Annotated in this window: 24 protein-coding genes and 2 tRNA genes; 18 read left to right on the top strand and 8 right to left on the bottom strand. The window is 66.7% G+C overall.

The annotated features are described in order from the left end of the window. Positions 1 to 6 precede the first annotated feature (6 nt). The 6 genes from rsmG to rpmH are packed head-to-tail and all read right to left on the bottom strand — an operon-like array spanning position 7 to position 3,062. On the bottom strand, positions 7 to 633 hold the full coding sequence (gene rsmG / locus ACI2JZ_RS06825; protein WP_336641872.1) for a 16S rRNA (guanine(527)-N(7))-methyltransferase RsmG: 627 nt from the start codon (positions 631 to 633) through the stop codon (positions 7 to 9). A gap of 31 nt (positions 634 to 664) precedes the next feature. Continuing rightward, a complete protein-coding gene (locus ACI2JZ_RS06820; protein WP_247624057.1) occupies positions 665 to 1,156 on the bottom strand; it encodes a R3H domain-containing nucleic acid-binding protein in 492 nt (163 codons plus the stop codon). After that, the gene (gene yidC, locus ACI2JZ_RS06815; RefSeq protein WP_336641408.1) at positions 1,156 to 2,220 is read right to left on the bottom strand and encodes a membrane protein insertase YidC; all 1,065 of its coding nucleotides are present in this window, start codon (positions 2,218 to 2,220) and stop codon (positions 1,156 to 1,158) included. Before yidC ends, ACI2JZ_RS06820 begins: the two co-directional genes overlap by 1 nt. 3 nt (positions 2,221 to 2,223) lie before the next feature. After that, positions 2,224 to 2,574 carry a membrane protein insertion efficiency factor YidD gene (yidD, locus tag ACI2JZ_RS06810; protein WP_247624055.1) on the bottom strand — a complete coding sequence of 117 codons (351 nt, stop codon included), beginning with the start codon at positions 2,572 to 2,574 and terminating at the stop codon, positions 2,224 to 2,226. Then, entirely contained in the window at positions 2,571 to 2,918 is a 348-nt protein-coding gene (gene rnpA, locus ACI2JZ_RS06805) for a ribonuclease P protein component (RefSeq protein ID WP_247624054.1), read from the bottom strand. The genes yidD and rnpA overlap by 4 nt, the downstream gene beginning before the upstream one ends. A 6-nt stretch (positions 2,919 to 2,924) precedes the next feature. After that, positions 2,925 to 3,062 (bottom strand): 50S ribosomal protein L34, encoded by a 138-nt coding sequence (gene rpmH, locus ACI2JZ_RS06800; protein WP_013584598.1) that lies wholly within the window; start codon positions 3,060 to 3,062, stop codon positions 2,925 to 2,927. Positions 3,063 to 3,301: 239 nt separating this feature from the next. Here rpmH and dnaA point away from each other — a divergent pair, with 239 nt between their 5' ends. The 14 genes from dnaA to ACI2JZ_RS06730 all read left to right on the top strand — a co-directional run bounded on the left by dnaA (position 3,302) and on the right by ACI2JZ_RS06730 (position 19,598). Then, complete coding sequence (dnaA, locus tag ACI2JZ_RS06795) at positions 3,302 to 4,774, top strand: chromosomal replication initiator protein DnaA (RefSeq protein WP_404596977.1); 1,473 nt, start codon at positions 3,302 to 3,304, stop codon at positions 4,772 to 4,774. 515 nt (positions 4,775 to 5,289) lie between these two features. Continuing rightward, a complete protein-coding gene (dnaN, locus tag ACI2JZ_RS06790; protein WP_247633416.1) occupies positions 5,290 to 6,435 on the top strand; it encodes a DNA polymerase III subunit beta in 1,146 nt (381 codons plus the stop codon). 160 nt (positions 6,436 to 6,595) lie between these two features. Continuing rightward, the gene (locus ACI2JZ_RS06785) at positions 6,596 to 7,366 is read left to right on the top strand and encodes a cohesin domain-containing protein (protein WP_404596976.1); all 771 of its coding nucleotides are present in this window, start codon (positions 6,596 to 6,598) and stop codon (positions 7,364 to 7,366) included. A gap of 50 nt (positions 7,367 to 7,416) precedes the next feature. Next, positions 7,417 to 9,228 (top strand): amidase family protein, encoded by a 1,812-nt coding sequence (locus ACI2JZ_RS06780; RefSeq protein WP_404596975.1) that lies wholly within the window; start codon positions 7,417 to 7,419, stop codon positions 9,226 to 9,228. A 90-nt stretch (positions 9,229 to 9,318) separates the two neighbouring features. Continuing rightward, positions 9,319 to 10,497: a DNA replication/repair protein RecF gene (recF, locus tag ACI2JZ_RS06775; protein WP_404596974.1), complete on the top strand. Its 1,179-nt coding sequence runs from the start codon at positions 9,319 to 9,321 to the stop codon at positions 10,495 to 10,497. Continuing rightward, positions 10,494 to 11,021: a DciA family protein gene (locus ACI2JZ_RS06770; protein ID WP_336641404.1), complete on the top strand. Its 528-nt coding sequence runs from the start codon at positions 10,494 to 10,496 to the stop codon at positions 11,019 to 11,021. The genes recF and ACI2JZ_RS06770 overlap by 4 nt, the downstream gene beginning before the upstream one ends. A gap of 118 nt (positions 11,022 to 11,139) precedes the next feature. Beyond that, positions 11,140 to 13,224 carry a DNA topoisomerase (ATP-hydrolyzing) subunit B gene (gene gyrB / locus ACI2JZ_RS06765; protein WP_247633411.1) on the top strand — a complete coding sequence of 695 codons (2,085 nt, stop codon included), beginning with the start codon at positions 11,140 to 11,142 and terminating at the stop codon, positions 13,222 to 13,224. Between the two features lie 77 nt (positions 13,225 to 13,301). Beyond that, positions 13,302 to 15,860, top strand: coding sequence for a DNA gyrase subunit A (gene gyrA, locus ACI2JZ_RS06760; protein ID WP_247633410.1), 2,559 nt, complete (start codon positions 13,302 to 13,304; stop codon positions 15,858 to 15,860). Further along, positions 15,857 to 16,261 carry a DUF3566 domain-containing protein gene (locus ACI2JZ_RS06755; protein ID WP_247624045.1) on the top strand — a complete coding sequence of 135 codons (405 nt, stop codon included), beginning with the start codon at positions 15,857 to 15,859 and terminating at the stop codon, positions 16,259 to 16,261. The genes gyrA and ACI2JZ_RS06755 overlap by 4 nt, the downstream gene beginning before the upstream one ends. A gap of 187 nt (positions 16,262 to 16,448) precedes the next feature. Continuing rightward, positions 16,449 to 17,717: a histidine kinase gene (locus ACI2JZ_RS06750; RefSeq protein WP_404596973.1), complete on the top strand. Its 1,269-nt coding sequence runs from the start codon at positions 16,449 to 16,451 to the stop codon at positions 17,715 to 17,717. Beyond that, positions 17,705 to 18,394, top strand: a complete 690-nt coding sequence (locus ACI2JZ_RS06745) for a response regulator transcription factor (RefSeq protein ID WP_247624043.1) — start codon at positions 17,705 to 17,707, stop codon at positions 18,392 to 18,394. The genes ACI2JZ_RS06750 and ACI2JZ_RS06745 overlap by 13 nt, the downstream gene beginning before the upstream one ends. Next, on the top strand, positions 18,391 to 19,341 hold the full coding sequence (locus ACI2JZ_RS06740; protein WP_404596972.1) for a hypothetical protein: 951 nt from the start codon (positions 18,391 to 18,393) through the stop codon (positions 19,339 to 19,341). Before ACI2JZ_RS06745 ends, ACI2JZ_RS06740 begins: the two co-directional genes overlap by 4 nt. Positions 19,342 to 19,426: 85 nt before the next feature. After that, positions 19,427 to 19,500: transfer RNA gene (locus ACI2JZ_RS06735), tRNA-Ile, on the top strand. Between the two features lie 25 nt (positions 19,501 to 19,525). Next, positions 19,526 to 19,598, top strand: a tRNA-Ala gene (locus ACI2JZ_RS06730). A 99-nt stretch (positions 19,599 to 19,697) separates the two neighbouring features. Here ACI2JZ_RS06730 and ACI2JZ_RS06725 read toward each other — a convergent pair. Then, on the bottom strand, positions 19,698 to 19,976 hold the full coding sequence (locus tag ACI2JZ_RS06725; RefSeq protein ID WP_247633407.1) for a hypothetical protein: 279 nt from the start codon (positions 19,974 to 19,976) through the stop codon (positions 19,698 to 19,700). A gap of 289 nt (positions 19,977 to 20,265) precedes the next feature. On the opposite strand from ACI2JZ_RS06725, the gene yiaA reads away from it, so the two are divergent. From yiaA to ACI2JZ_RS06710, 3 genes are all read left to right on the top strand, one after another. Beyond that, on the top strand, positions 20,266 to 20,736 hold the full coding sequence (yiaA, locus tag ACI2JZ_RS06720) for an inner membrane protein YiaA (RefSeq protein ID WP_404596971.1): 471 nt from the start codon (positions 20,266 to 20,268) through the stop codon (positions 20,734 to 20,736). Between the two features lie 82 nt (positions 20,737 to 20,818). After that, a complete protein-coding gene (locus ACI2JZ_RS06715) occupies positions 20,819 to 21,352 on the top strand; it encodes a hypothetical protein (RefSeq protein ID WP_404596970.1) in 534 nt (177 codons plus the stop codon). Position 21,353: 1 nt separating this feature from the next. Then, positions 21,354 to 21,626 carry a hypothetical protein gene (locus ACI2JZ_RS06710; protein ID WP_404596969.1) on the top strand — a complete coding sequence of 91 codons (273 nt, stop codon included), beginning with the start codon at positions 21,354 to 21,356 and terminating at the stop codon, positions 21,624 to 21,626. Here the strand turns inward: ACI2JZ_RS06710 and ACI2JZ_RS06705 are convergent. Then, positions 21,607 to 22,107, bottom strand: coding sequence for a DUF3253 domain-containing protein (locus tag ACI2JZ_RS06705; RefSeq protein ID WP_404596968.1), 501 nt, complete (start codon positions 22,105 to 22,107; stop codon positions 21,607 to 21,609). The two genes, ACI2JZ_RS06710 and ACI2JZ_RS06705, sit on opposite strands and share 20 nt — an antisense overlap. A 170-nt stretch (positions 22,108 to 22,277) precedes the next feature. Between ACI2JZ_RS06705 and ACI2JZ_RS06700 the strand changes: the two genes are divergently transcribed. After that, positions 22,278 to 22,547, top strand: a complete 270-nt coding sequence (locus ACI2JZ_RS06700) for a hypothetical protein (protein ID WP_404596967.1) — start codon at positions 22,278 to 22,280, stop codon at positions 22,545 to 22,547. Positions 22,548 to 22,614: the final 67 nt, after the last annotated feature.

Raw genomic sequence — 22,614 nt, 5'->3', positions numbered from 1 at the left:
CCGCGCTCAGGCGCGTACGAAGGCCCGGATCACGCGGGTGATCTCCGGGAGAACGCCCTCACCGAGCACCTCCACTCGCACGTCGCTGAGCTTGTACTTCTTGATCTGCTTCTGCGCGGCGTCGATCTCGTTCGCCGCGTTCATCCCCTTGAGGAGAGTCACCTCTCCCCCATCGCGCACGAGCGGGGCAGTGAGAGGGAGCAGTGTGCGCAGAGCGCTGACGGCACGCGCGGTGACCACGTCGAAGGCGCCGGGTCGGCCCACATCCTCGGCGCGAGCGCGCAGGATCTCCACGTTCTCGAGGCCGAGCTCATCGACCTGCTCGGTCAACCACGTCACGCGTCGTTCCATGGGCTCGATGAGGGTCCAGTGCACATCCGGTCGGGCGATCGCCAGCACCAGACCCGGAAGTCCCGCTCCAGAGCCGATGTCGGCGACACGGCCGTGGAAGAGAGGTGCGGCGATCGCGCTGTTCAGAATGTGACGCGTCCACAGTCGCGGCAGTTCCAACGGGCCGATCAGACCACGCTGTTCTCCCTCACGGGCGAGGGCGTCGGTGAAGGCACGTGCGGCGTCAATCCGATCACCGAAGAGCGTGGCCGCAACGGCCGGTTCCGCCTCGAGCCCACTCATGCCGAGTACATCCGACATCGATCGTTCGATGTCAGCGACGGCGCAGAACCGTGTGACGGTCCGCGCCCTCGCCGTACGACTCGGACACGAGTCCACGTTCCGCCGCGATGTCGTGCACGAGCTTCCGCTCATAGCTGGACATCGAGGGCAGCGACGCCTGAGACGCACCCTCGTCGAGCTTCGCTGCAGCGGCATCCACCAGCGTCTCGAGCTGACGACGACGCGTGTCGCGCGAACCGCCGATGTCGAGGATCAGGCGGGAGAACGATCCGGTCTTGCTCTGCACGGCGAGGCGCGTGAGCTCCTGCAGCGCCTGAACCGTATCGGGAGCCGACAGGAGGGTGAGGCCGTCGCCCTCCGCCTCGACCGAGACGTACGCACGTCCCTGACGAACATCGAGATTCAGGTCGCCGTCGATGTCGGCGATGTCGAGCAGCTCTTCGAGGTAGTCCGCGGCGATGTCGCCCTCGTTCTCGAGCTCGGCCACCGTGGGCTCGACGTTCTCGGTCACGCTCTCGCTCATCAGGAGCCCTTCTTCTTCGCGCGCTTCTTGCCCACCGGCTGCTGACGCTTCGGGGCTTCGGCCTTGGCCTTCTCCGCCTCGTCGAACAGACGCTTCTGCTCGGCCTCGTAAGCGGCCATCGGAACGACCTTGCCCGAGGAGTCGATCGCCTTGCCCTTGCGAGCGAGGCGCTCCTCGCGGGCCTTGGCTGCTTCGGATCCGGGGGTCGGCATCTCGCGGATGACGAGGAACTGCTGCCCCATCGTCCACAGGTTCGAGATGAACCAGTACACGACGACGCCGAGCGGGAAGAAGATGCCCGAGAAGATGAAGCCCAGCGGCAGAACGTAGAGCATGATCTTCTGCATCTGGTACGCCTGGCCGGTCTTGGCCTCGGGCGACAGGTTCTTCGAGATGATCTGCAGCTGGGTGAAGAACTGCGAACCGATCATGAGCACCACGAGCGTGACCAGGATGATGATCGCCGTGGTGTTACCGGCGTCAACCGCGTTGCCCAGCGTCTCGTGCAGCGAGGCGACACCGAAGAGCTTCGCGTCGTAGAACTGCTCGGTGAGCTCGGCGTTGAGCAGGCCCACACCGCCGATGCCGGCCGCGTGGTGCTTGGTGACATCGCTGAGCACGCTGAAGAGCGAGAAGAAGACCGGCATCTGCACGAGGAGCGGGAGACAGCTCGACATCGGCGTCGTGCCGTGCTTCTTGTACAGGGCCATCGTCTCGCGACTCATGGCCTCACGGCTGAGCTGGTCGCGCTTGCCCTTGTACTTCTCCTGGACTTTCCGCAGTTCAGGAGCGATTTCCATCATCTTTCGCTGGCTCTTGATCTGCTTCACGAAGAGCGGGATCAGAGCAGCACGCACCACGATGACGAGACCGACGATCGACAGGACCCAGGTGATGCCCGACGCTGCCGGCAGGCCGACGGCGGTCAACAGCCAGTGCCAGGCGACGAGCACCAGCTCGACCAGCCACTTGAGCGGCCAGAGGATGGTTCCGATCAGATCGAAACCTCCGGAGGAGGGGGCCGGCGACGGTGAGACGCTGGCGAACAGAAGGTCGAGACCCACCGGTCAGTCCTTTCGAGCGGGAACGACGAAACCATGGGCGGTCAGGTCGTGGCGGAAGTGTTCGTGCGGTTTCACGTCGTCGACGCCCCCGCGGGTCCAGGGATTGCAACGGAGGATGCGCCATGCCGAGAGCAGTGTTCCCCGCACGGCACCGTGCTGTTGCACCGCACCTACAGCGTAAGCCGAACAGGACGGGTAGTACGCACAGACATCTCCGTACATCGGGGAGATCACCTTGCGGTACCCGGTGAGGAACCCGAGCACGAGATTGCGCGGGATCAGCGGGATGCTGCGCATCAGATCACCCGTGTGCAGGTGTCCCGTCCCGATGGAGGATGCCGGCAGCGCGGTCATCGCGCGTCCGTCGGTGCGAGTCGGGAGAAGCAGCGCTCGACGTCGGCCTGGAGCTCGGCGTAGGTCGCGGTCGCGGACGAAGGAAGGGCACGGATGACGACATCCGTGCCCTGGGGTACGCGAGACAGCGCTTCGGCGCACACAGCTTTGAGTCGACGCCGCACGGTGTTTCGAACCACCGCCCCGCCGACCTGCTTGCTGATGATGAAGCCGAAACGCGCTGCCCTGCTCTCATCCGTCGTCATCATCGAGGTGATGACGCGCGCCCCGCCACAGCGTGAACCGCGACGAACGACCAACCGGTAGTCGCTCCCGCGGGTCAGCCGATAGGCGCGGGCGAGCACAGCGGATTACGCGGAGAGCTCGGTGCGGCCCTTCGCACGACGCGCGGCGAGGATGCCACGACCCGCACGGGTACGCATACGGGCGCGGAAGCCGTGCTTCTTGGCGCGACGACGGTTGTTGGGCTGGAAGGTGCGCTTGCTCATAAGATCACTCCGGGAATGCTGCCACCGGATTCACTGCGACCGGAGACAATTTTGGGAACTGCCGAAAAGGCATAAGTCAACCGACTAAGGGTACGTCGCGGCGGCGCACAGAGCAAATCTGCGCGCTTCGCCGCGGTGGATCGGTGAGTACCGCACAGCCATTATCCACAACCTCGAACGCCGGGTGTGACACAACACGCGCGTTGGTTTTCCAGGGCAGGTTGCCGTTCCCGGCTGCGATGACTACCGTTGGCATCCGTAGTTATCCACAGGGGCGACCCGCGCCTCGCAGCCCCTCACCGATCCCCGCCCGGAGCGTCATGTCCTCACCTGCCCAGCCCGACGTCCCGATCTGGACCACGGTGCAGGAGTTGCTGGTCGATGACGATCGGGTCACGCCGCAGCTGCAGGGCTTCCTGAGTCTCGCCGTCCCGGCAGGGGTCATGTCGGCCACCCTCTATCTCGAGGTGCCCAACGACCTCACCGCCGCACAGATCAACAAGCGTCTGCGGTTGCCGATCATGGAGGCCCTCACCCACATCGGTGAAGAGGTCACCTCTTTCCGCGTCGTGGTCAACCACGAGCTCGCCGAGCAGCCCACCGCCCCCATCGCCGTGGCCGACTTCGGGCGACAGGAGAACGTGCGCGTCGAGTCGCCGATGGAGCAGCCGACGCCGCTGCGCCACGAGTCGCGCCTCAACCCCAAGTACACGTTCGACAACTTCGTCATCGGTCAGTCCAACCGTTTCGCGCACGCGGCGGCGGTCGCCGTGGCCGAGGCGCCGGCCAAGGCGTACAACCCCCTCTTCATCTACGGCGACTCGGGGCTGGGCAAGACCCACCTCCTCCACGCGATCGGCGACTACGCACAGTCCCTCTACGCGGGGGTCAAGGTGCGCTACGTCTCGAGCGAGGAGTTCACGAACGACTTCATCAACTCGATCGCGAACAACCGCGGCGCCGCGTTCCAGGCGCGCTACCGCGAGGTCGACATCCTGCTCATCGACGACATCCAGTTCCTGCAGGGTCGCGCCGAGACGCAGGAAGCGTTCTTCCACACCTTCAACACCCTCCACGATCACAACAAGCAAGTCGTGATCACGAGCGATGTCGCGCCGAAACACCTCACCGGCTTCGAGGACCGCATGCGCAGCCGATTCGAGTGGGGTCTGATCACCGACGTGCAGGCGCCCGACCTCGAGACGCGTATCGCCATCCTGCGCAAGAAGGCGCAGAGCGAGGCCCTCCACATCCCCGACGAGGTGCTCGAGTACATCGCGACCGTGGTGTCGTCGAACATCCGCGAACTCGAGGGCGCACTCATCCGTGTCTCGGCCTTCGCGAGCCTGAACCGCTCGGCGCTCGACATCTCCCTCGCCCAGACGGTGCTGCGAGACATCGTCGACACGGCGGAGGACAACATCATCTCGCCGACCGACATCATCACGGCGACCGCTCAGTACTTCAAGCTCACGGTCGACGACCTGTACGGATCGAGCCGCTCGCAGCAGATCGCGACCGCGCGTCAGATCGCCATGTACCTCTGCCGAGAGCGCACGAGTCTCTCGCTGCCGAAGATCGGTCAGCTGTTCGGCAACCGCGACCACACCACGGTGATGTACGCGTACAAGAAGATCAGCGACCTCATGAAAGAGCGTCGCTCCATCTACAACCAGGTGACCGAGATCACCACGCAGCTCGGTCGTCGCTGACCGCTCGCACCGCAGTCAGCGCCTCGAGAAGGGGGACACGGCATCCGTTCGCGGGTCGTGTCCCCCTTTTTTCGGACTTGACGACGATCCGCGGCATCCGATAAATGCCTCTATGCACATGTGGATAACTTGTGGATGGTTGTGAATCACATCGGGATGAATGAGGTCCGAAGACCCAAACCTGTGGATAACTTCGGGGGACGGACCGGACGGTCGGATGCCTCGAAACCGCGGTTTCCTCAGGGATTCCACAACTGACAAGCGTGTAGTTCCCTACTCGCGACTACTATCCACCGAGTTATCCACAGTATCCACAGCTGTTAACACCGTTAAGGAGTTAACCCGGTTAAGGCGCGATCCGATCACCAGACGGTGGGGAGAACCACCCCGAACGACAGATTCCCGTCGGCGTAGGGATCCGAAGGTCTCTGGGGCTAGCATGGGAAGCCCTGCGGTGGGCCCACCTCGCAGCAGTACCGACGACACCGTCCTAGATCGACGACAAGGGAGCACCCGTGAGGTTTCAGGTCAACCGCGATGTCTTCAGCGAGGCAGTGTCGTTCGTCGTCAAGCTTCTGCCGCAGCGCAACCCGCAGCCGATTCTCGCCGGAGTGCTGATCGAGGCGGACGGTTCAGGGCTGACCCTCTCGGCCTTCGACTACGAGGCATCCGCACGCACCACGATCGAGGCCACCGTCGACACCCCCGGCACGATCCTCGTGCACGGCCGTCTGCTCTCCGACATCGCCAGCCGTCTGCCGAACGCTCCGATCGAGATCGCGGTCGAGGAAGACGGCGGCATCACGGTCACCTGCGGATCCGCCCGATTCACCCTCGCGGCCATGCCCGTCGAGGAGTACCCGTCGATCCCCGAGGTCGCCGGCTCCTCCGGTGTCGTCCCGGCCGACGACTTCGGCACGGCGATCGCCCAGGTCGGCTTCGCCGCTTCGCGTGACGACGTCACCCCGGTGCTCACGGGTGTGCAGCTCGAGGTATCGGGCCAGAGTCTGAGTCTCGTGGCGACCGACCGCTACCGCGTATCGCTCCGAGACGTGCCGTGGGACGGCGAATCCGCTGCCGATCAGACCGCACTCGTCCCCGCCCGCACGCTCGTCGAGGTCGGGAAGACCTTCGGCCACGCCGGAACCATCCAGATCGCGTTCTCGGGTGCCGGCGATCGCGAGATCATCGCATTCACCGCGGGCAACAAGACCGTGACCTCGCTGCTGATCAAGGGCAATTTCCCGCCCGTGCGCCGCCTGTTCCCCGAGCAGACCGACCACTACGCGGTCGTCAACACCGCCGACCTCATCGAGGCCGTGCGTCGTGTCGCCCTCGTGCTCGATCGCGCGGCTCCGCTGCGGTTCACGTTCTCGAGCGACAGCGTGACGATGGATGCCTCGGGCAGCGAGCACGCTCGCGCCTCCGAGTCGGTCGACGCGATCCTCTCCGGTGGCGAAGAGGTCGTGCTCGGCCTCAACCCGCAGTACCTGATCGAGGCGCTCGGTGCCGTGAAGAGCGAGTTCGTGCGCGTCACGTTCACCTCGAGCGACAACGCCAACAAGCTCAGCCCGGTGCTGATCACGAGCCAGACCTCGGTCGACCAGGCGGGTCTCGACTCGTTCAAGTACCTCCTGCAGCCGAACCTCCTGCTGCGCTGAGCCCCCTGCGCTGAGCCCCGGTTCCGGCCGTTACGCGCCGGAAACGATAGCGCTCAGAATGCGAAACACCCGACTGCGAGAGTCAGCCGTACCCCCTGAGCACGGCTGCTCCGCGTAGCCGTGCAGCCGAGCTCGTCTCTCCAGACGAAAGACGCTCCGCATGCCCGAGATCCCCCCTGCCCGATTCCGCCGGTTGCGAGCGCTCGCATCCGGCGTCGCATTCACGGCCGCGACGCTGCTCGCGTTCGGTGCGGCATCACCCGCCTCGGCCGTGGTCGTGCCCGACTCGTACGAAACCGCCACCCTGACCGCCGCTCCGACGTCGGTGTCCGTCGGTGACACGATCACCGTCAGCGCGGTGTTCACCGGTCTGGTCGACGCCTACGCGTACGAGCTCGACATCGCCTACGACCCCGACCTGCTCGCGTTCGTCGCCGACAGCGAGATCCTCCCGACCGGCGGCTTCGGATCGGCGACCGACTCGGGCAGTGAGATCGCGGTCGCCGCGACCCGGCTCGGCACCTCCCCCGGTCTGACCGGCACGCAGACCCTGGTCACACTCACCTTCACCGCACTCGAGGCGGGCGACGCCTCGCTCGACATCGCGAACGGACGCATCGTCGACTCGAGCACCGCATCGTCGACGGTCGATTCCGATGCGCCGGGCACGTCGACGACGGTGGAGATCACCGGCGATGAGGACACCGAGCCGGGGCCCGGTGACGGAGGCTCCGATGGTGGCTCCGACGGCGGCGATCCCGACACGGGTTCGGGTTCGGGTTCGGGTTCCGGTTCCGGATCGGGCACGACGACGGACGGCTCGCTCGCCGTCACGGGCGCGGATGCCGCACCCTGGCTGATCCTCGGTGCGGGAGCCATCGCCGCCATCGCGGCGGGCACCGTCATCGCCGTTCGACGGAGGACCCGATGACCGCGCACGACACCCGAGCAGAGAAGCCGAGAACCAGGAGAGACACCACTGTGAAGAAGACCACCCTGCGGATCGTCGCCGCCGTCTCGGTCGTGGGTTCCACGATCGTCGCGGCCGGGATGGCGAGCGGAGCAGCGACGGCGGCGGCACCGGCCACCGTCAGCCTCCCGCCGTACTACAGCGAGCTCGACGTGACCGGTGATGAGATGGTGACGGCCGCGGATCTGTCCGTCGCCGCCGAATCCCTCGGTCTCACGGCGTCGTCGCCGGACTGGTCCCGAGTGGCCGTCCTCGATACCGATGCCGACGGCGAGCTCACGATCCTCGATCTCGCCGATCTCTCGCAGCGGATCATCTACGACGACGGTCCCTTCGAGCTCGTCGAAGCATCCGTGATCGACATGCAGGCGGCGATGAATGCGGGAGTCGCGACCTCCCAGAGCATCACCCAGGAATACCTCGACCGGATCGCCGCGTACGACCGCACGGTCGTGCCCGGCGGAAGCCGTCCGCTCAACTCGATCATCACGGTGAACCAGAAGGCCCTCGCCGATGCGGCTGCGGCCGACGAGATCCGAGCATCCGACGGCATGACGAGCATGCTGCTGGGCGTGCCGATCGCGCTGAAGGACAACTACGACACGGTCGACATGGTCACCACCGGTGGATGCGCCTGCTGGAACGAGAACCAGACCGCGACCGACGCGTCGATGGTCAGCGGACTCCGCAGCGACGGCGCCGTGATCCTCGCGAAGGCCAGCCTCGACGAGTTCGCCTACGGATTCGTCTCGGAGTTCTCCTCGTTCCAGGAGCCGGGAGCGACGTCACTCGTGGCGAGCCCGTACGACACCACCCGGACGGCCGGCGGATCCAGCGGTGGCACGGGAGCCGCGATCTCCGCGAACCTCGCGGGCATCGGCTTCGGCACCGACACGGGTGGGTCGATCCGTGTCCCGTCGTCGTACAACCAGCTCGTGGGTGTCCGCCCCACGGTGGGTCTGGCCAGCCGCGACGGCATCATCCCGCTGGCCCTCTCGCAGGACACCGGTGGGCCGATGGCTCGTTCCGTCATCGATGCCGCCGTCGCTCTCGACGCGGTGGTGGGAGTCGATGACGCCGATCCCGTCACCGCACGACAGGAGGGCCTCGTGCCCGAGTCGTACACCTCGTTCCTCGACGCGGATGCGCTCCAGGGCGCGCGGATCGGCTACGTCTCGTCGATGGTGGGAACCAACGCCGGCACCGTGCGACTCTTCTCCGAGGCGACCGCAGCGCTGACCGCGCAGGGCGCGACCGTGGTGCCGATCACTCCTCCGTCCGGGTTCTCCGCCGTTCTGAACGAGGGCTCCGGGTCGACGAACGAGTTCCTCCACGATCTCGACGAGTACATCGCCACGCATCTCGGCCCCGATGTCGAGGCGCGCACTCTGACCGACATCCTCGCGACGAACAGCTTCGTCACCTCGCGGCGGTCGATCTACGTGGCGCGCAATGCGGTCACCGAAGCGACCTACCAGGGCTGGGCGGGCGAGACCGGTACGCACACCGTGCAGCTCGCGGCCGGCAAGACGCTCGTGACGCAGATGATGGAGGATCTCGACCTCGACGCGATCGTCTATCCGAGCACGAACGCCTACGGGACCCAGGGGACCAACATGCGGCTGAGCCCGAACACCGGGATGCCGTCGGTCACCGTGCCGATGGGGCAGACGATCGCGGGTGAGACGCTGCCCGGCAGCGGCGTGAACCTCGAGTTCCTCGGACGCGACTTCGACGAGGGAACCCTCCTCGGTCTGGCGTACGCGTTCGAGCAGGCGACGGATGCCCGCACGGCGCCGTCGCTCTACGGCCCGCTGCCGTGATCCACGACCGGCGACTGCTCGAACAGCTCGGGCAGTCGCCGGTCCGGCTCCGCCGGGGAAGATGTCGGACCCCGAAGGTAGGCTGACTCCGTGATCGTGGAGCATCTGAGTCTGGTGGATTTCCGCAATTACGCGACCGCCGAACTCGCTCTGCACCGCGGACCGAACGTCCTGGTCGGCCGGAACGGGCAGGGAAAGACGAATCTCGCCGAAGCCGTGGTCTTCCTCGCCACGCTGGGCTCGCACCGGGTCTCGTCCGACGCCCCCATGGTGCGCGACGGACAGGAGTTCGCGATCATCCGCGCGCGACTCTCGCACGGGGAGCGCAAGGTGCTCGCCGAGGTCCAGGTGAATCGGCAGGGCTCGAACAAGGCGCGCATCAACGGATCCCCGTCGAAGACCAACGAGCTGCCTCGTTACGCGCACGTCGTACTCTTCGCCCCGGAGGATCTTCAGATCGTGCGTGGTGACCCGTCGTCGCGCCGACGTTTCGTCGACCAGCTGCTCATCCAGCGCACGCCTCGCCTCGCCGCCGTGCTCGCGGACTACGACCGTGTGCTCAAGCAGCGCAACGCGCTGCTGAAGTCGGCCCGGGCCCGCGGCATCCGGGGTGAGGGACTGAGCACTCTCGACGTCTGGGACGACAAGCTGGTCGCGCTCGGCTCCGAGATCATCGTCGCGCGCCAGCGCCTGGCCAACGACCTGCAGCAACCGGTCGCCGATGCGTACGCCGCGATCGCGGGTGCCGATCATCGACCCCAGCTCGAGTGGGCGCTGTCGATCCGCGGCGGGGATCCCGAAGAAGACGAAGACGATGCCGCCACCGCGTCCGAGGATGCCGTGACGCCGGCGGCCGTCGCCGAGCAGTTCCGCGCGTCGCTCGCGTCGAAGCGCTCGAACGAGCTCGATCGCGGTCTGACGCTGACGGGTCCGCATCGAGACGATCTGGTGCTGCGCGTCCGCTCACTCCCGGTGAAGGGCTACGCCTCGCACGGCGAATCCTGGTCCGTCGCGCTCGCGCTGCGTCTCGCCTCGGCCGAGCTGCTGCGCAGCGAATCCCCGGCCGGCGACCCGGTGCTGATCCTCGACGACGTCTTCGCCGAGCTCGACGCCGACCGTCGCCAGCGGCTCGCTGCGCTCACCGCGGGCTACGAGCAGGTGGTGGTGACCGCGGCCGTGGAGGAGGATATCCCCGAGGTGCTGCATGCGCACGTCGTGCGGATCACCGCGGGAACCATCAGCGACGAGCGGTCGGGGGGCGACGAATGAACGACATCGTGAACCCGGCATCCCTCCCGGCTTCCGAGGCCTCCGCTCCCGAAGCGCCCGAGACGGTGGCGACCTATCTGCGTCTGCGGGGACTCAAGCCCAGCGCCAAGAACTGGCGCAAGAAGAAGCGCGTCTCGATCGACGACGAGAACGCCCCGTTCGCTCCCGGCCGCGACCCCGGTGCCCTCGGCGCCGTGCTCGACAAGCTCAGCCGCGACTCCGGTTGGCAGATCACGCTCGCACGGGAAGACCTCGTGCGTCAGTGGGCCGATCTCGCCGGCGCCGACACCGCGAAGCACTCGGAACCGGTCTCGCTCGAACGCGGGCTGCTGACGGTGAAGTGCGATTCCACCGCGTGGGCGAAGAACCTGCAGTACATGCGGGCGACCATCCTCACCGAGATCGGACGACGGTATCCGGATGCCGGCGTCGAGAACCTCCGCTTCATCGGACCGGACGTCCCCTCCTGGAAATGGGGTCCCAGAGTCGTTCCAGGGCGGGGCCCGCGCGATACCTACGGGTAGGGCACCATGCAAGGGGGTAAAACCTCTCAGAGGCCCACACGCGGCCGTTGAGCGATATTTCGAGAGAAAACCCGGCTAGACTGGGAGTTCGCAATATCGATGTGGAGAATGTCTTCTGATGACGCCTGAATCCCCCGCCGACGAGTCCGAATCGACCACCGGGGGAACCCCCGACCCTTCGACGGGTGCGACCGGAGGAACATCGAACGCACCCGCGGGCGAGCTCCCCGAATACGGGGCCGACTCGATCCAGATCCTCGAGGGCCTCGAGGCCGTGCGCAAGCGCCCCGGCATGTACATCGGGTCCACCGGTCCGCGCGGTCTGCACCACCTGGTCTACGAGATCGTCGACAACTCGGTCGATGAGGCGCTGGCCGGCTACGCCGACACGATCCTGGTGACCCTCCTCGCCGACGGCGGCGTGCGCGTGGTCGACAACGGCCGCGGCATCCCCGTCGATCCGCACTCCTCCGACCCGACCAAGTCGACCGTCGAGGTGGTGCTCACGATCCTGCACGCCGGTGGCAAGTTCGGCGGCGGTGCCTACGCCGTCTCGGGCGGTCTGCACGGTGTCGGCTCCTCGGTCGTGAACGCGCTGTCGACGCGCTTCGAGGTCGAGGTCAAGCAGAAGGGCTTCGTCTGGCGGCACAGCTTCGCCGACGGCGGCGCCCCGCAGCAGCAGCTCGAGAAGGGCGAGGCGACCGACGAGACCGGAACCGCGATCACCTTCTGGGCCGACGGATCGATCTTCACCGAGACGACCGAGTACGACTACGACACCCTGCGCACGCGCTTCCAGCAGATGGCGTTCCTCAACAAGGGACTCCGCATCGAGCTGAGCGACGAGCGTCCGTCCTCGACCTACGAGATCGAGGAGAACGGGCAGACGATCGAGAAGCAGCCCGGCGACGTCTTCTTCTACGAGCGCGGACTCGTCGACTACGTCGAGTACCTCAACAAGGTGCGTCACGCCGAGGTCGTCACCGAGGAGATCATCGCGTTCGAGTCCGAGGACACCGAGCGCAAGATCTCGCTCGAGGTCGCGATGCAGTGGACCACCTCGTACACCGAGAACGTCTTCACCTATGCGAACACCATCAACACGCACGAGGGTGGAACGCACGAAGAGGGCTTCCGCGCCGCACTGACCACCCTGGTCAACAAGTACGCGCGCGCGAACAACCTGCTCAAGGAGAAGGACGACAACCTCTCGGGCGACGACGTGCGCGAGGGGCTCACCGCCGTCATCTCGATCAAGCTCGGCGAGCCGCAGTTCGAGGGACAGACCAAGACCAAGCTCGGCAACACCGAGGCGAAGGCGTTCGTGCAGAAGGTCGTCGGCGATCAGCTCGGCGACTGGTTCGAGCGCAACCCGAGCCAGGCGAAGAACGTCATCCGCAAGGCGATCGATGCGGCGACCGCGCGCCTGGCGGCTCGAAAGGCGCGTGAGACCGCGCGTCGCAAGAGCGTCTTCGAGTCGGCCGCGATGCCCGACAAGCTCAAGGACTGCACGAGCAAGGACCCGTCGATCAGCGAGATCTTCCTCGTCGAGGGTGACTCGGCAGGCGGTTCCGCGGTGCAGGGTCGCGACCCGCACACGCAGGCGATCCTGGCGCTCCGCGGCAAGATCCTGAACGTCGAGCGCGCGCGCCTCGACAAGGCCCTCGGCAACAAAGAGGTCCAGGCGATGATCCAGGCCTTCGGCACGGGCATCGGCGAGGACTTCGACATCGAGAAGGCCCGCTATCACAAGATCGTCCTGATGGCGGATGCCGACGTCGATGGCCAGCACATCACGACGCTGCTGCTCACCCTGCTGTTCCGCTACATGCGCGGACTCATCGAGGCTGGCTTCGTGTACCTCGCGATGCCGCCGCTGTACCGCCTGAAGTGGTCGAATTCGCCGCACGAGTACGTGTTCAGCGATGACGAGCGCGATGCGCTGCTCAAGTACGGCCTCGACAACGGCAAGCGCATCCCGAAGGATGCGGGCATCCAGCGCTACAAGGGTCTCGGCGAGATGAACGCCAAGGAGCTGTGGGAGACCACGATGGATCACTCCACCCGCACCCTCCGTCAGGTGACGATCGAGGATGCCGCGGCCGCCGATGAGATCTTCAGCGTGCTGATGGGTGAGGACGTCGAATCGCGCCGTACCTTCATCCAGCGCAACGCCAAGGACGTCCGCTTCCTCGACATCTGACGCCACCCTGGGTCCCTGAGCTTGTCGAAGGGTCCCGGATGCTTCGACAAGACTGAACGACCGGAATCGAAAACCACATGACTGACGAAGAACGCCCCGTCCCCGAGCACGACCACGGCCGGATCGACCAGGTCGACCTGCAGTCGGAGATGCAGCGCAGCTACCTCGACTACGCGATGGCCGTGATCGTCGGCCGCGCGCTGCCGGATGTGCGCGACGGCCTCAAGCCGGTGCACCGCCGCGTGATCTACGGCATGTACGACGGCGGTTTCCGCCCCGACAAGTCGTTCTCGAAGTGCGCCCGTGTCGTCGGCGAGGTCATGGGTCAGTACCACCCGCACGGCGACTCGGCGATCTACGACGCCCTCGTCCGTCTCGTGCAGCCGTGGTCGCTGCGGTACCCGCTGGCACTCGGCCAGGGCAACTTCGGGTCGCCCGGCAACATGGGAGCCGCCGCCCCGCGGTACACCGAGACCAAGATGGCCCCGCTCGCGCTCGAGATGGTGCGCGACATCGAAGAGGACACGGTCGACTTCACCGACAACTACGACGGTCAGACCCAGGAGCCGACGGTCCTCCCGGCCCGCTTCCCGAACCTCCTCGTCAACGGCTCGGTCGGTATCGCAGTCGGTATGGCGACGAACATCCCGCCGCACAACCTGCGCGAGGTGTCGGAGGCCGCGCTCTGGGCCCTCGACAACCCCGACATCACCCGCGAAGAACTGCTCGACGGCCTGATCCAGCGCGTTCCCGGCCCGGACTTCCCGACCGGCGCGCAGATCCTCGGCACCAAGGGCATCCACGAGGCGTACCGCACCGGCCGCGGATCGATCACGATGCGCGCCGTCGTCAACGTCGAGGAGATCCAGGGTCGTACCTGCCTGGTCATCACCGAGCTGCCGTACCAGGTGAACCCCGACAACGTCGCGGTCAAGATCGGCGACCTCGCCCGCGACGGCAAGATCACGGGCATCGCCGACATCCGCGACGAGTCCTCCGACCGCACGGGTCAGCGACTGGTCGTCGTGCTCAAGCGCGATGCCGTCGCCAAGGTCGTGCTCAACAACCTGTACAAGCACACGCAGCTGCAGGAGAACTTCGGCGCGAACATGCTCGCGATCGTCGACGGCGTGCCCCGCACCCTCGCGATCGACGGGTTCATCAGCCACTGGATCGCGCACCAGATCGAAGTGATCGTGCGTCGCACGCAGTTCCGCCTCAACGAGGCCGAGAAGCGGATGCACATCCTGCGCGGATATCTGAAGGCGCTCGACGCTCTCGACGAGGTCATCGCGCTCATCCGCCGGTCGCAGACCACGCAGGAGGCGAACGAGGGACTCCAGAAGCTCCTCGACATCGACGAGATCCAGGCCGAGGCGATCCTGCAGATGCAGCTCCGTCGCCTCGCCGCGCTCGAGCGTCAGAAGATCATCGATCAGGCGAACGAGCTCGAAGCGCTCATCACCGACTACAAGGCGATCCTCGCCGACGAGGGCCGCCAGCGCACGATCATCCGCGAAGAACTCACCGGCATCGTCGACAAGTTCGGCGACGAGCGTCGCACGCACATCCTGCACGGCTACGACGGCGACGTCTCGATGGAAGACCTCATCGCCGAGGAGGAGATGGTCGTCACCGTCACGCGCGACGGCTACATCAAGCGCACGCGCAGCGATAACTACCGCTCCCAGCACCGCGGCGGCAAGGGCATCAAGGGCGCCCAGCTGCGAGCGGATGACATCGTCGAGCACTTCTTCGTCACGACGACGCACCACTGGCTGCTGTTCTTCACCGACAAGGGTCGCGTGTACCGCGCCAAGACCTACGAGGTTCCCGAGGCCGGCCGCGACGCGAAGGGCACGCACGTCGCGAACCTGCTGGCGATGCAGCCCGACGAGAGCATCGCTCAGATCCTCGACATCCGCGACTACGCGGTCGCCGAGTACCTGGTGCTCGCCACGCACAACGGTCTCGTCAAGAAGACCCGCCTCGAGGCGTACGACACCAACCGTCAGGGCGGCGTCATCGCGATCCGCCTGAACGACGACGATGCACTGGTCGGCGCTCTGCTGGTCGATGCCGAGGACGACATCCTTCTCATCAGCCGCAAGGGAATGTCGGTGCGCTTCCAGGCCACCGATGAGGCGCTGCGTCCGATGGGTCGAGCGACCGCGGGTGTGAAGGGCATGAAGTTCCGCGAGGGCGACAGTCTGCTCTCGGCATCCGTCGCCGCTCCCGGCCGATTCGTGTTCGTCGTCACCGACGGCGGGTACGCGAAGCGCACGGCCGTCGAGGAATACCGCGTCCAGGGACGCGGCGGATTCGGCATCAAGGTGGCCAAGCTGCACGACGATCGGGGCACTCTCGCGGGTGGTCTGATCGTCTCCGCAGACGACGAGGTCCTTGTGGTTCTGTCCAGCGGCAAGGTGGTACGCTCTGCCGTGGCCGAGGTGCCCGCCAAGGGCCGAGACACCATGGGAGTGGTGTTCGCCCGGACGACGGAAGCCGACCGGATCCTCGCGATCGCCCGCAACGGCGAACGTGGCCTCTCCGACGAAGACGACACGGATGAGGCGGATGCCGCAGCAGACGTCACCGAGACGACAGAGACCCCCGAGGAGAGCACGGACGCATGAGCACGGTAGCCGACAAGCTCGCGAAGAAATCCACCCGTAAGACCGGTGGCAAGCAGGTTCGCCTGCGCCTGGTCTACGTCGACTTCTGGTCGGCCGTGAAGCTCTCCTTCCTCGGAGCTGTGGCCCTCGCGGTCGTCACGATGGTGTCGTTCTTCCTGATCTACCTCGTGCTGCAGGCGACGAACGTGCTGACCACGGCCGATTCGTTCCTCGCGGGCATCACCGACAACGCGTTCAAGCTCACCGAGGTCGTCGGACTTCCGCAGGTGATGGCCTTCGCTGCCGTCGTGGCGATCCTCAACCTCATCGTCTTCACGGTGCTCGGCGCCGTGATCGCGGGTATCTACAACCTCGCGGTGAAGGTCACCGGCGGCCTGCTCGTCGGCTTCATGTCGAACTGACCGATTTTCATGAAGGGGCGGATGCTGCGGCATCCGCCCCTTCGTCGTTCTTCGCTCGCTCAGGGACCGGTTCCTGAGCGAGGAGCGTAGCGACGAGCCGAAGGGCGCGCGGGGGTAGGGAAAACCCGAACCCAGGTGTCCGGGTTCCTCGGTGTCGGCGCGATCTGCGCGCCCGTACCTTGGAATCATGACGACACAGACTGCGACCCCGCCGCAGGCGACGGCCGTGAAGCCGCCGCTGAGGATCCCGCTCACCATCCTGCATCTCGCGGGAGTGGGCGTCATCGGCGGCATCATCAACGCGACCCTCATCGGGATACTCGGAACCGGCCTCGGGCTGCTCTTCGCCTTCGGCATCGGCGTGGTCTTCCTCGTCGGCCTGGTCTACGCGCTCTTCGGCGTCGGTTGGTTCGAGGTCGCCCGGGTGAGCGCGCTCTACCGCACACCGATCGCGCCGCTGCGTCTGCGGCCGCGCGAACGGCCCGGCTTCGGCGGGTGGCTCCGTGCTCTCGGCCGCCAGACGATCGACGGACGCATGTGGCGGGCGCTCGCGAACTTCGCGATCGCCGTGGTGCTGGGCTTCATCGTGCTGCGTCTCGCCGCGGCGTTCGCGTGGTCGGTCGTGATCTCCTTCGCGCCCCTCACCTCCGCGGAATCGGTGGTCGGTCCGTTCGGCGGTGGCGCCCTGCTCGTCGCCTGGGCCCCGCTCGTCGGCATCCTCGGGATCGCCGCGTCGGTCGCCGGCATGATCGGTCTCGCCCTTCTCCACCGCACGCTGTCGCTCGCGATCGTGGTGCGCAGCCGTGAGGCCGAACTCACCGAGCAGGTGCGCACGACCACCGCGCAGCGTGAGGGAGCCGTGCGCGCCGCCGAGGTCGAACGCACCCGCATCGAGCGAGACCTGCACGACGGCGTCCAGCCGCGACTCGTCTCGGTCGGCATGACGCTCGGGCTCGCCCAGCAGAAGATCGAGACCGATCCCGATGCGGCGAAGGAACTGATCGCCGAGGCGCACACGTCCACGAAGGCCGCCATCACCGAACTCCGACAGCTCGCCCGCGGCATCCACGCCTCGGTGCTCGACGACCGGGGACTCGACGCGGCCCTGTCGGCACTCGCCGGTCGCTCGCACATCCCGGTCTCGCTCGACGTCCGCATGGACGGACGATGCAGTCGTGAGGCGGAGGCGGCCGTGTACTTCTCGATCGCCGAGTCGCTGACCAACGCCGCGAAGCACTCGCGGGCCAGCGAAGCGCGAGTGACGGTGCGGATCCGCGAGGGCAACACGCTCTGGGCCCGCGTCGAGGACAACGGCATGGGCGGCGCGCAGGTGCAGCCCGGTGGCGGACTCGACGGGATCGCCAACCGCGTGCTCGCCGCGGGAGGGACCTTCCGCCTCGAGAGCCCGCAGGGCGGCCCGACCAGCCTGGAGGTGAACGTGCCATGCGCATCCTGATCTGCGAGGACTCGGTCCTGCTGCGCGAAGGTCTCGTGCGTCTGCTCGAGGACGCCGGCCACGAGGTCGTCGCGGCACTCCCCGACACCTCGGGACTCACCGAGGCGGTCGCGACGACGGATCCGGAGCTCTGCATCCTCGACGTGCGCCTGCCCCCGACGTTCACCGACGAGGGCATCCGTGCGGCCCTCGGACTGCGGTCGACGCATCCGTCGCTCGCCCTCCTCGTGCTCTCGCAGTACGTCGAGGAGCGCTACGCCTCCGACCTGATCGCCGCGCAGGGCGGCCCGCTGGGCTACCTGCTCAAGGACCGGGTCGCCGATGTCGCCGAGTTCCTGCAGTCGGTGCAGCGCATCGCGGAGGGCGCGACCGTGCTCGACCCCGAGGTGGTGGCGCAGCTGCTCACGCGGCGCAATCGCGACGATCGGATGCTGCGGCTCACCGAGCGCGAACGCACCGTGCTGGCGTTGATCGCGGAGGGCAAGTCGAACCAGGCGATCGCCGGACTCCTCTTCGTCTCGGAGGCGAGCGTCGAGAAGCACATCACCTCCATCTTCCAGAAGCTCGGGTTCGAGCAGGACGAGTCGGGAAACCGCCGCGTGCTCGCCGCCCTCGCCCACATCGAGAACACCGGCGGTCCCATCCCGCCGGCCACCCAGAACGGAGCGGCGCGATGAGCACCGACCAGAACGACCACCAGGGCGGACACACCCCGCTCACTCCCCCGCCGGCGTCCGCGCCGCCCCAGCCGACGGCATCCGTTCCGCCCACGCCTCCGCCGACCGCGTCCGGCGGGCCGACCGGTACCGGTGCACGATCGGGCGGGGTCACGGCGATCGCGATCGTCACCGCGGTGGTCGGCGGAATCGCCCTCGTCGGTACGGCGGGAACGGCGGCGATCGGGGCGATGAGCAACGTCAGTGTCGCGAGCAACGCGGGTGGTGACACCGTGCAGGGCATCGACGTCGACGGCATCGACTCGCTCACCGTCGACGCCGATGCCAGCAGCATGCGTGTGGAGTTCGGTGACGTCGATCAGGCGGAACTCTCCATCTCGAACCGCCGTGGCCCGGACTGGACCATCGAGCGCGACGGTGACGAACTGGTGGTGCGCAGTCCCGACAATCGCTGGGACTGGTGGTTCGGCGACTGGGGCCGTGAGGGCGAGGTCGCCGTGCTGACCCTGCCGGAGGCTCTCCGCACCGACGCGATCGACGCCGACCTGACGCTCGACGCCGGAAGCCTCGACGTCGTCGGTGACTTCGGTGCTCTCGACATCGACGTGAGCGCGGGGGCGCTCGACGTCGAAGGATCGGCGACCGCGCTGGCGGTCGACATGAGCGCGGGCCGTGCCGACATCGTCCTCGCCGACGTCGACGACGCATCGCTGAGCGTCTCGGCCGGAGAACTCAATGTCGAACTGACCGGAACCGCCCCGACGCGGACGACGGTCGAGGTGAGCGCGGGCTCGGTCGACCTCACGGTGCCGGATGTCGCGTACGACATCACCCAGAGCGTCGACGCCGGGTCCCTCGATGCTCGGGTCGAGCAGTCCGCGAGCGCCCGACGCAGCATCGAGGTCTCGCTCTCGGCCGGTGGCGTGACGATCCGTCCGGGCCGCTGATCGCCCCTGAGCGCGGGGACTCGCCCGGGTCCCCGCGCTCGATTGGGAGTTTCGGCGAATCTCCGGTAAAGTTTCGGAGGTTGACGGGCCCATAGCTCAGGTGGTTAGAGCGCTTCACTGATAATGAAGAGGTCCCAGGTTCAAGTCCTGGTGGGCCCACACATCAACTCAAGAAATACCCCTCGGGGCCTTAGCTCAGTTGGTAGAGCGCCTGCTTTGCAAGCAGGATGTCAGGAGTTCGAATCTCCTAGGCTCCACACTGTGTTGAGACAGTTCGAGAAGGCCCCGCCTAGTGCGGGGCCTTCTCGTTTCCACAGGTGTTAACAACTCTGTTAAGAACTTTGAGGTCGTGCGGGTCACGCTCCTCGAGCTCGACTCTGACCGATGATGCTCTGCAGGTAGGTCACACGCTGGAAGGTATCGGCGCGCTGCGCGGCATTCCAGACGGGAACGTTCTCGGTGTACGACTGCCCGCCCGGACCCCAGAGCGTCACGTTCACGTATCCACTCACTCGTGGTTCACGAGCGAAAAGGAAGAGCAAGCTCAGGAGGAAGAACCAGATGAACAGGATCACCATGATGATCGCCCACGCCGGGGTGTGCGTGGTCGTCGCGGTCTGATCCTGCGTGGTCACGTTCACCGTCGATATCGGCCATGTGCCCGCCGGTGTCACGACCCAGTCCGGGGTGGCATGCACGTTGCCGATGGAAACGAGGTTCGGAGACACCGGAAGTCCAGTGCCGCCTGCGGGTTGCATCGTCATACCTGAACCGTATCGGCAGATTTCGTAGGATTCTTTGGCACACCGATATTCCATGTGGATAGCCCGTGAGCAGGGCTTTCGACATGCAAGAATTCGGGTGCCGACCGTGCAGAGCGGGCGGCTCGTCCGCGTATCGGGCGATCACCGGAGGGGGATTCTCATGGAACAGCAGAAGCAACCGGCGCCCGCGCGCCCGACCGCCGCGTTCGTCGGGGCATCGTGGGTCGCACTCGGAATCGGCGCCTCGCTCTTCTTCATCGGGCTCTACAACGCGCACATGCTGCTCTCGGAGAAGGGCTTCTACTTCGCCGTCTTCCTGCTCGGCATCTTCGCCGCCGTCTCGGTGCAGAAGGCGGTGCGCGACCGCGCCGAAGAGATCCCCGTCACGGGCGTCTACCTCGGCGTCTCGTGGAGCATGCTTCTCGCCTCGCTGATCCTCATGACCGCGGGGCTCTGGAACGCCGATCTGCTGCTCTCCGAGAAGGGCTTCTACGGGATCGGCTTCGCGATGAGTCTCTTCGCCGTCGTCGCGGTGCAGAAGAACGTGCGCGACCTGGCCGCCGCTCGCGACGGCGACCCCGCTCCGGCGCGCCCGCGGCCGCCGCTCTTCCCGCCTCCGCCCGCACCCTGAGCGTCGGACCGAACCTCCGTACCTCCTCCGAGTGCGGGGGATCGACTCGATCCCGTGGGTCGGCCTCCGTAGCGTGGGACGTATGGACATCAGACGAGGACTCACCATCGGGGCGGTGCTGACGGTCGGCATCGCCCTCGCCGGGTGCACGGGTGCGCCGACGGATGCCGAGACGCCTGCGCCATCGGCATCCGCTTCGTCCGCTCCGACCCCGACGCCCGCCCCGACCGCGGATGCCGACACCGACGCGGCCCTGCTGCCGATTCCCGTCGACGACATCAAGGACTGGGCGGACACCGCCATCACCTGGGCCGACGACGCCCAGGGCACCGGTACGTTCTCGGGCTGGCTGAGTGAGCACACCTCCGCGCACCACCTGACGAGCTTCTCGTCGGTGCCCGCCGGCACGTACCAGGGGCAGATCGCCTGCCGCGGCGACGGCACCATCACCCTCCAGGCGGGCGAACTCGACAGCGACCCGAGCACCGAACCGATCGAGTGCACGAACGCCACCATCGCCTTCGACCTCACCACCACCGGCACCGGGATGAGCGTGACGCTCGATCTCGACGGAGCTCCCACCGTCTACGCCGTCGCCCTCCAGCGGGTGGAGTGAGATGGATGATGCGCTGAGCGACGCGATCGTCGCCTTCGTCGGCTGGGATACGGATGCCTCGATCCCCGGACGTCATCCCGACCGCATCGTCGACGTCTCGCTCCGGGAACGGGTACTGAGGGTTGTGAGAGCAGCGGACGCGGAGCGGCCGGATTCACACGATCTCGGGGAGTGGGGACGAGTGGTCGGCGCCCGCGTGGCACGTGAGCATCCCGATATCTCACCCGCGGCCGTGCGCGCGATCGTGGCCCTCGTCACCTACGAATGGCGCTGATCCGCACCGGTCCGCGTACGTGATCGATGCGCACGGGCTCGCCCTTCTGCGTGACGACGACGTCGCCCTGCGCGGCGAGGGCTCCGGCGATCCGGCGCACGTCGTCCATCGAATCGCGCCACGTGTCGCCACCCACGGTGCGGGCGACGTCGCTCGGGCAGATCGACGACCCCTCCCGTCGGCGCGTGAGAGTGCGGATGGCGGCGGCGATCCTCTCGTCGAACCCGCTGCCGGTTCGCTGCTCCCACCACGGGTGTCCGCGCTCTCCGAGCGCGACCTTCGCGTCTTGGACGCGCCCCCGAGCATCCGTCTCCCCGTCCTTGACGGCGCGACGTGCGGCCATCAGTTCGTCGACCAGCTCCTGCCGGAACGAGTCGGGGATCGACGGATCCGTCGCCCGCCAACGCCGTCCGTCGATCACGAAATGGTGGCCGTCCGGCGTGCGCTCGGGCTCGGTGCGGTGGTCGGTGGAGGTGGACATGGAGTCACTCTGCGCGCGGTTCCCTCGGAGATGAAGGGACTTGACGCGCGGGTGCGAAGACGTGCACACCGCCTCAGGGGTCAAGACACGCCGTCATCGTCCGCTCGGGCACGGCGTGTTCCGACCCCTCGCGAGGACGACACGCAGGTACCGCGACTAGCCTGGCGCGCATGACCGAGAACAGCGATCTGACCGACGCGAGCACCTTCGAGCTGGCCGAGCTCTCGATCGGATTCCTCGCCCCGCCCGAGGTCTTCGACGAATTGCACCGCCGCGTGCAGGAGATGCTCGAGACGGAGTTCGAGAACGTGGTGTGGGAGATGCACATCCGCGAGAACCTCACCGACGACCCCGACCACCGCGAGAACTACGCCGGCCTCTACGAGCAGGTCGAGATCGAGGAGAGGCACGGGTTGCTGGGCAAGCCCGTCGACTCCTGATCGTGAGGGGTCAAGACACGCCCCGAGCGTGCGGCTCGGCACGGCGTGTCTTGACTCCTCACCGATA

Source organism: Microbacterium sp. NPDC087868, assembly GCF_044900755.1.
Classification (GTDB): domain Bacteria; phylum Actinomycetota; class Actinomycetes; order Actinomycetales; family Microbacteriaceae; genus Microbacterium; species Microbacterium galbinum.
This window is presented reverse-complemented; position numbering and strand designations above follow the sequence as displayed.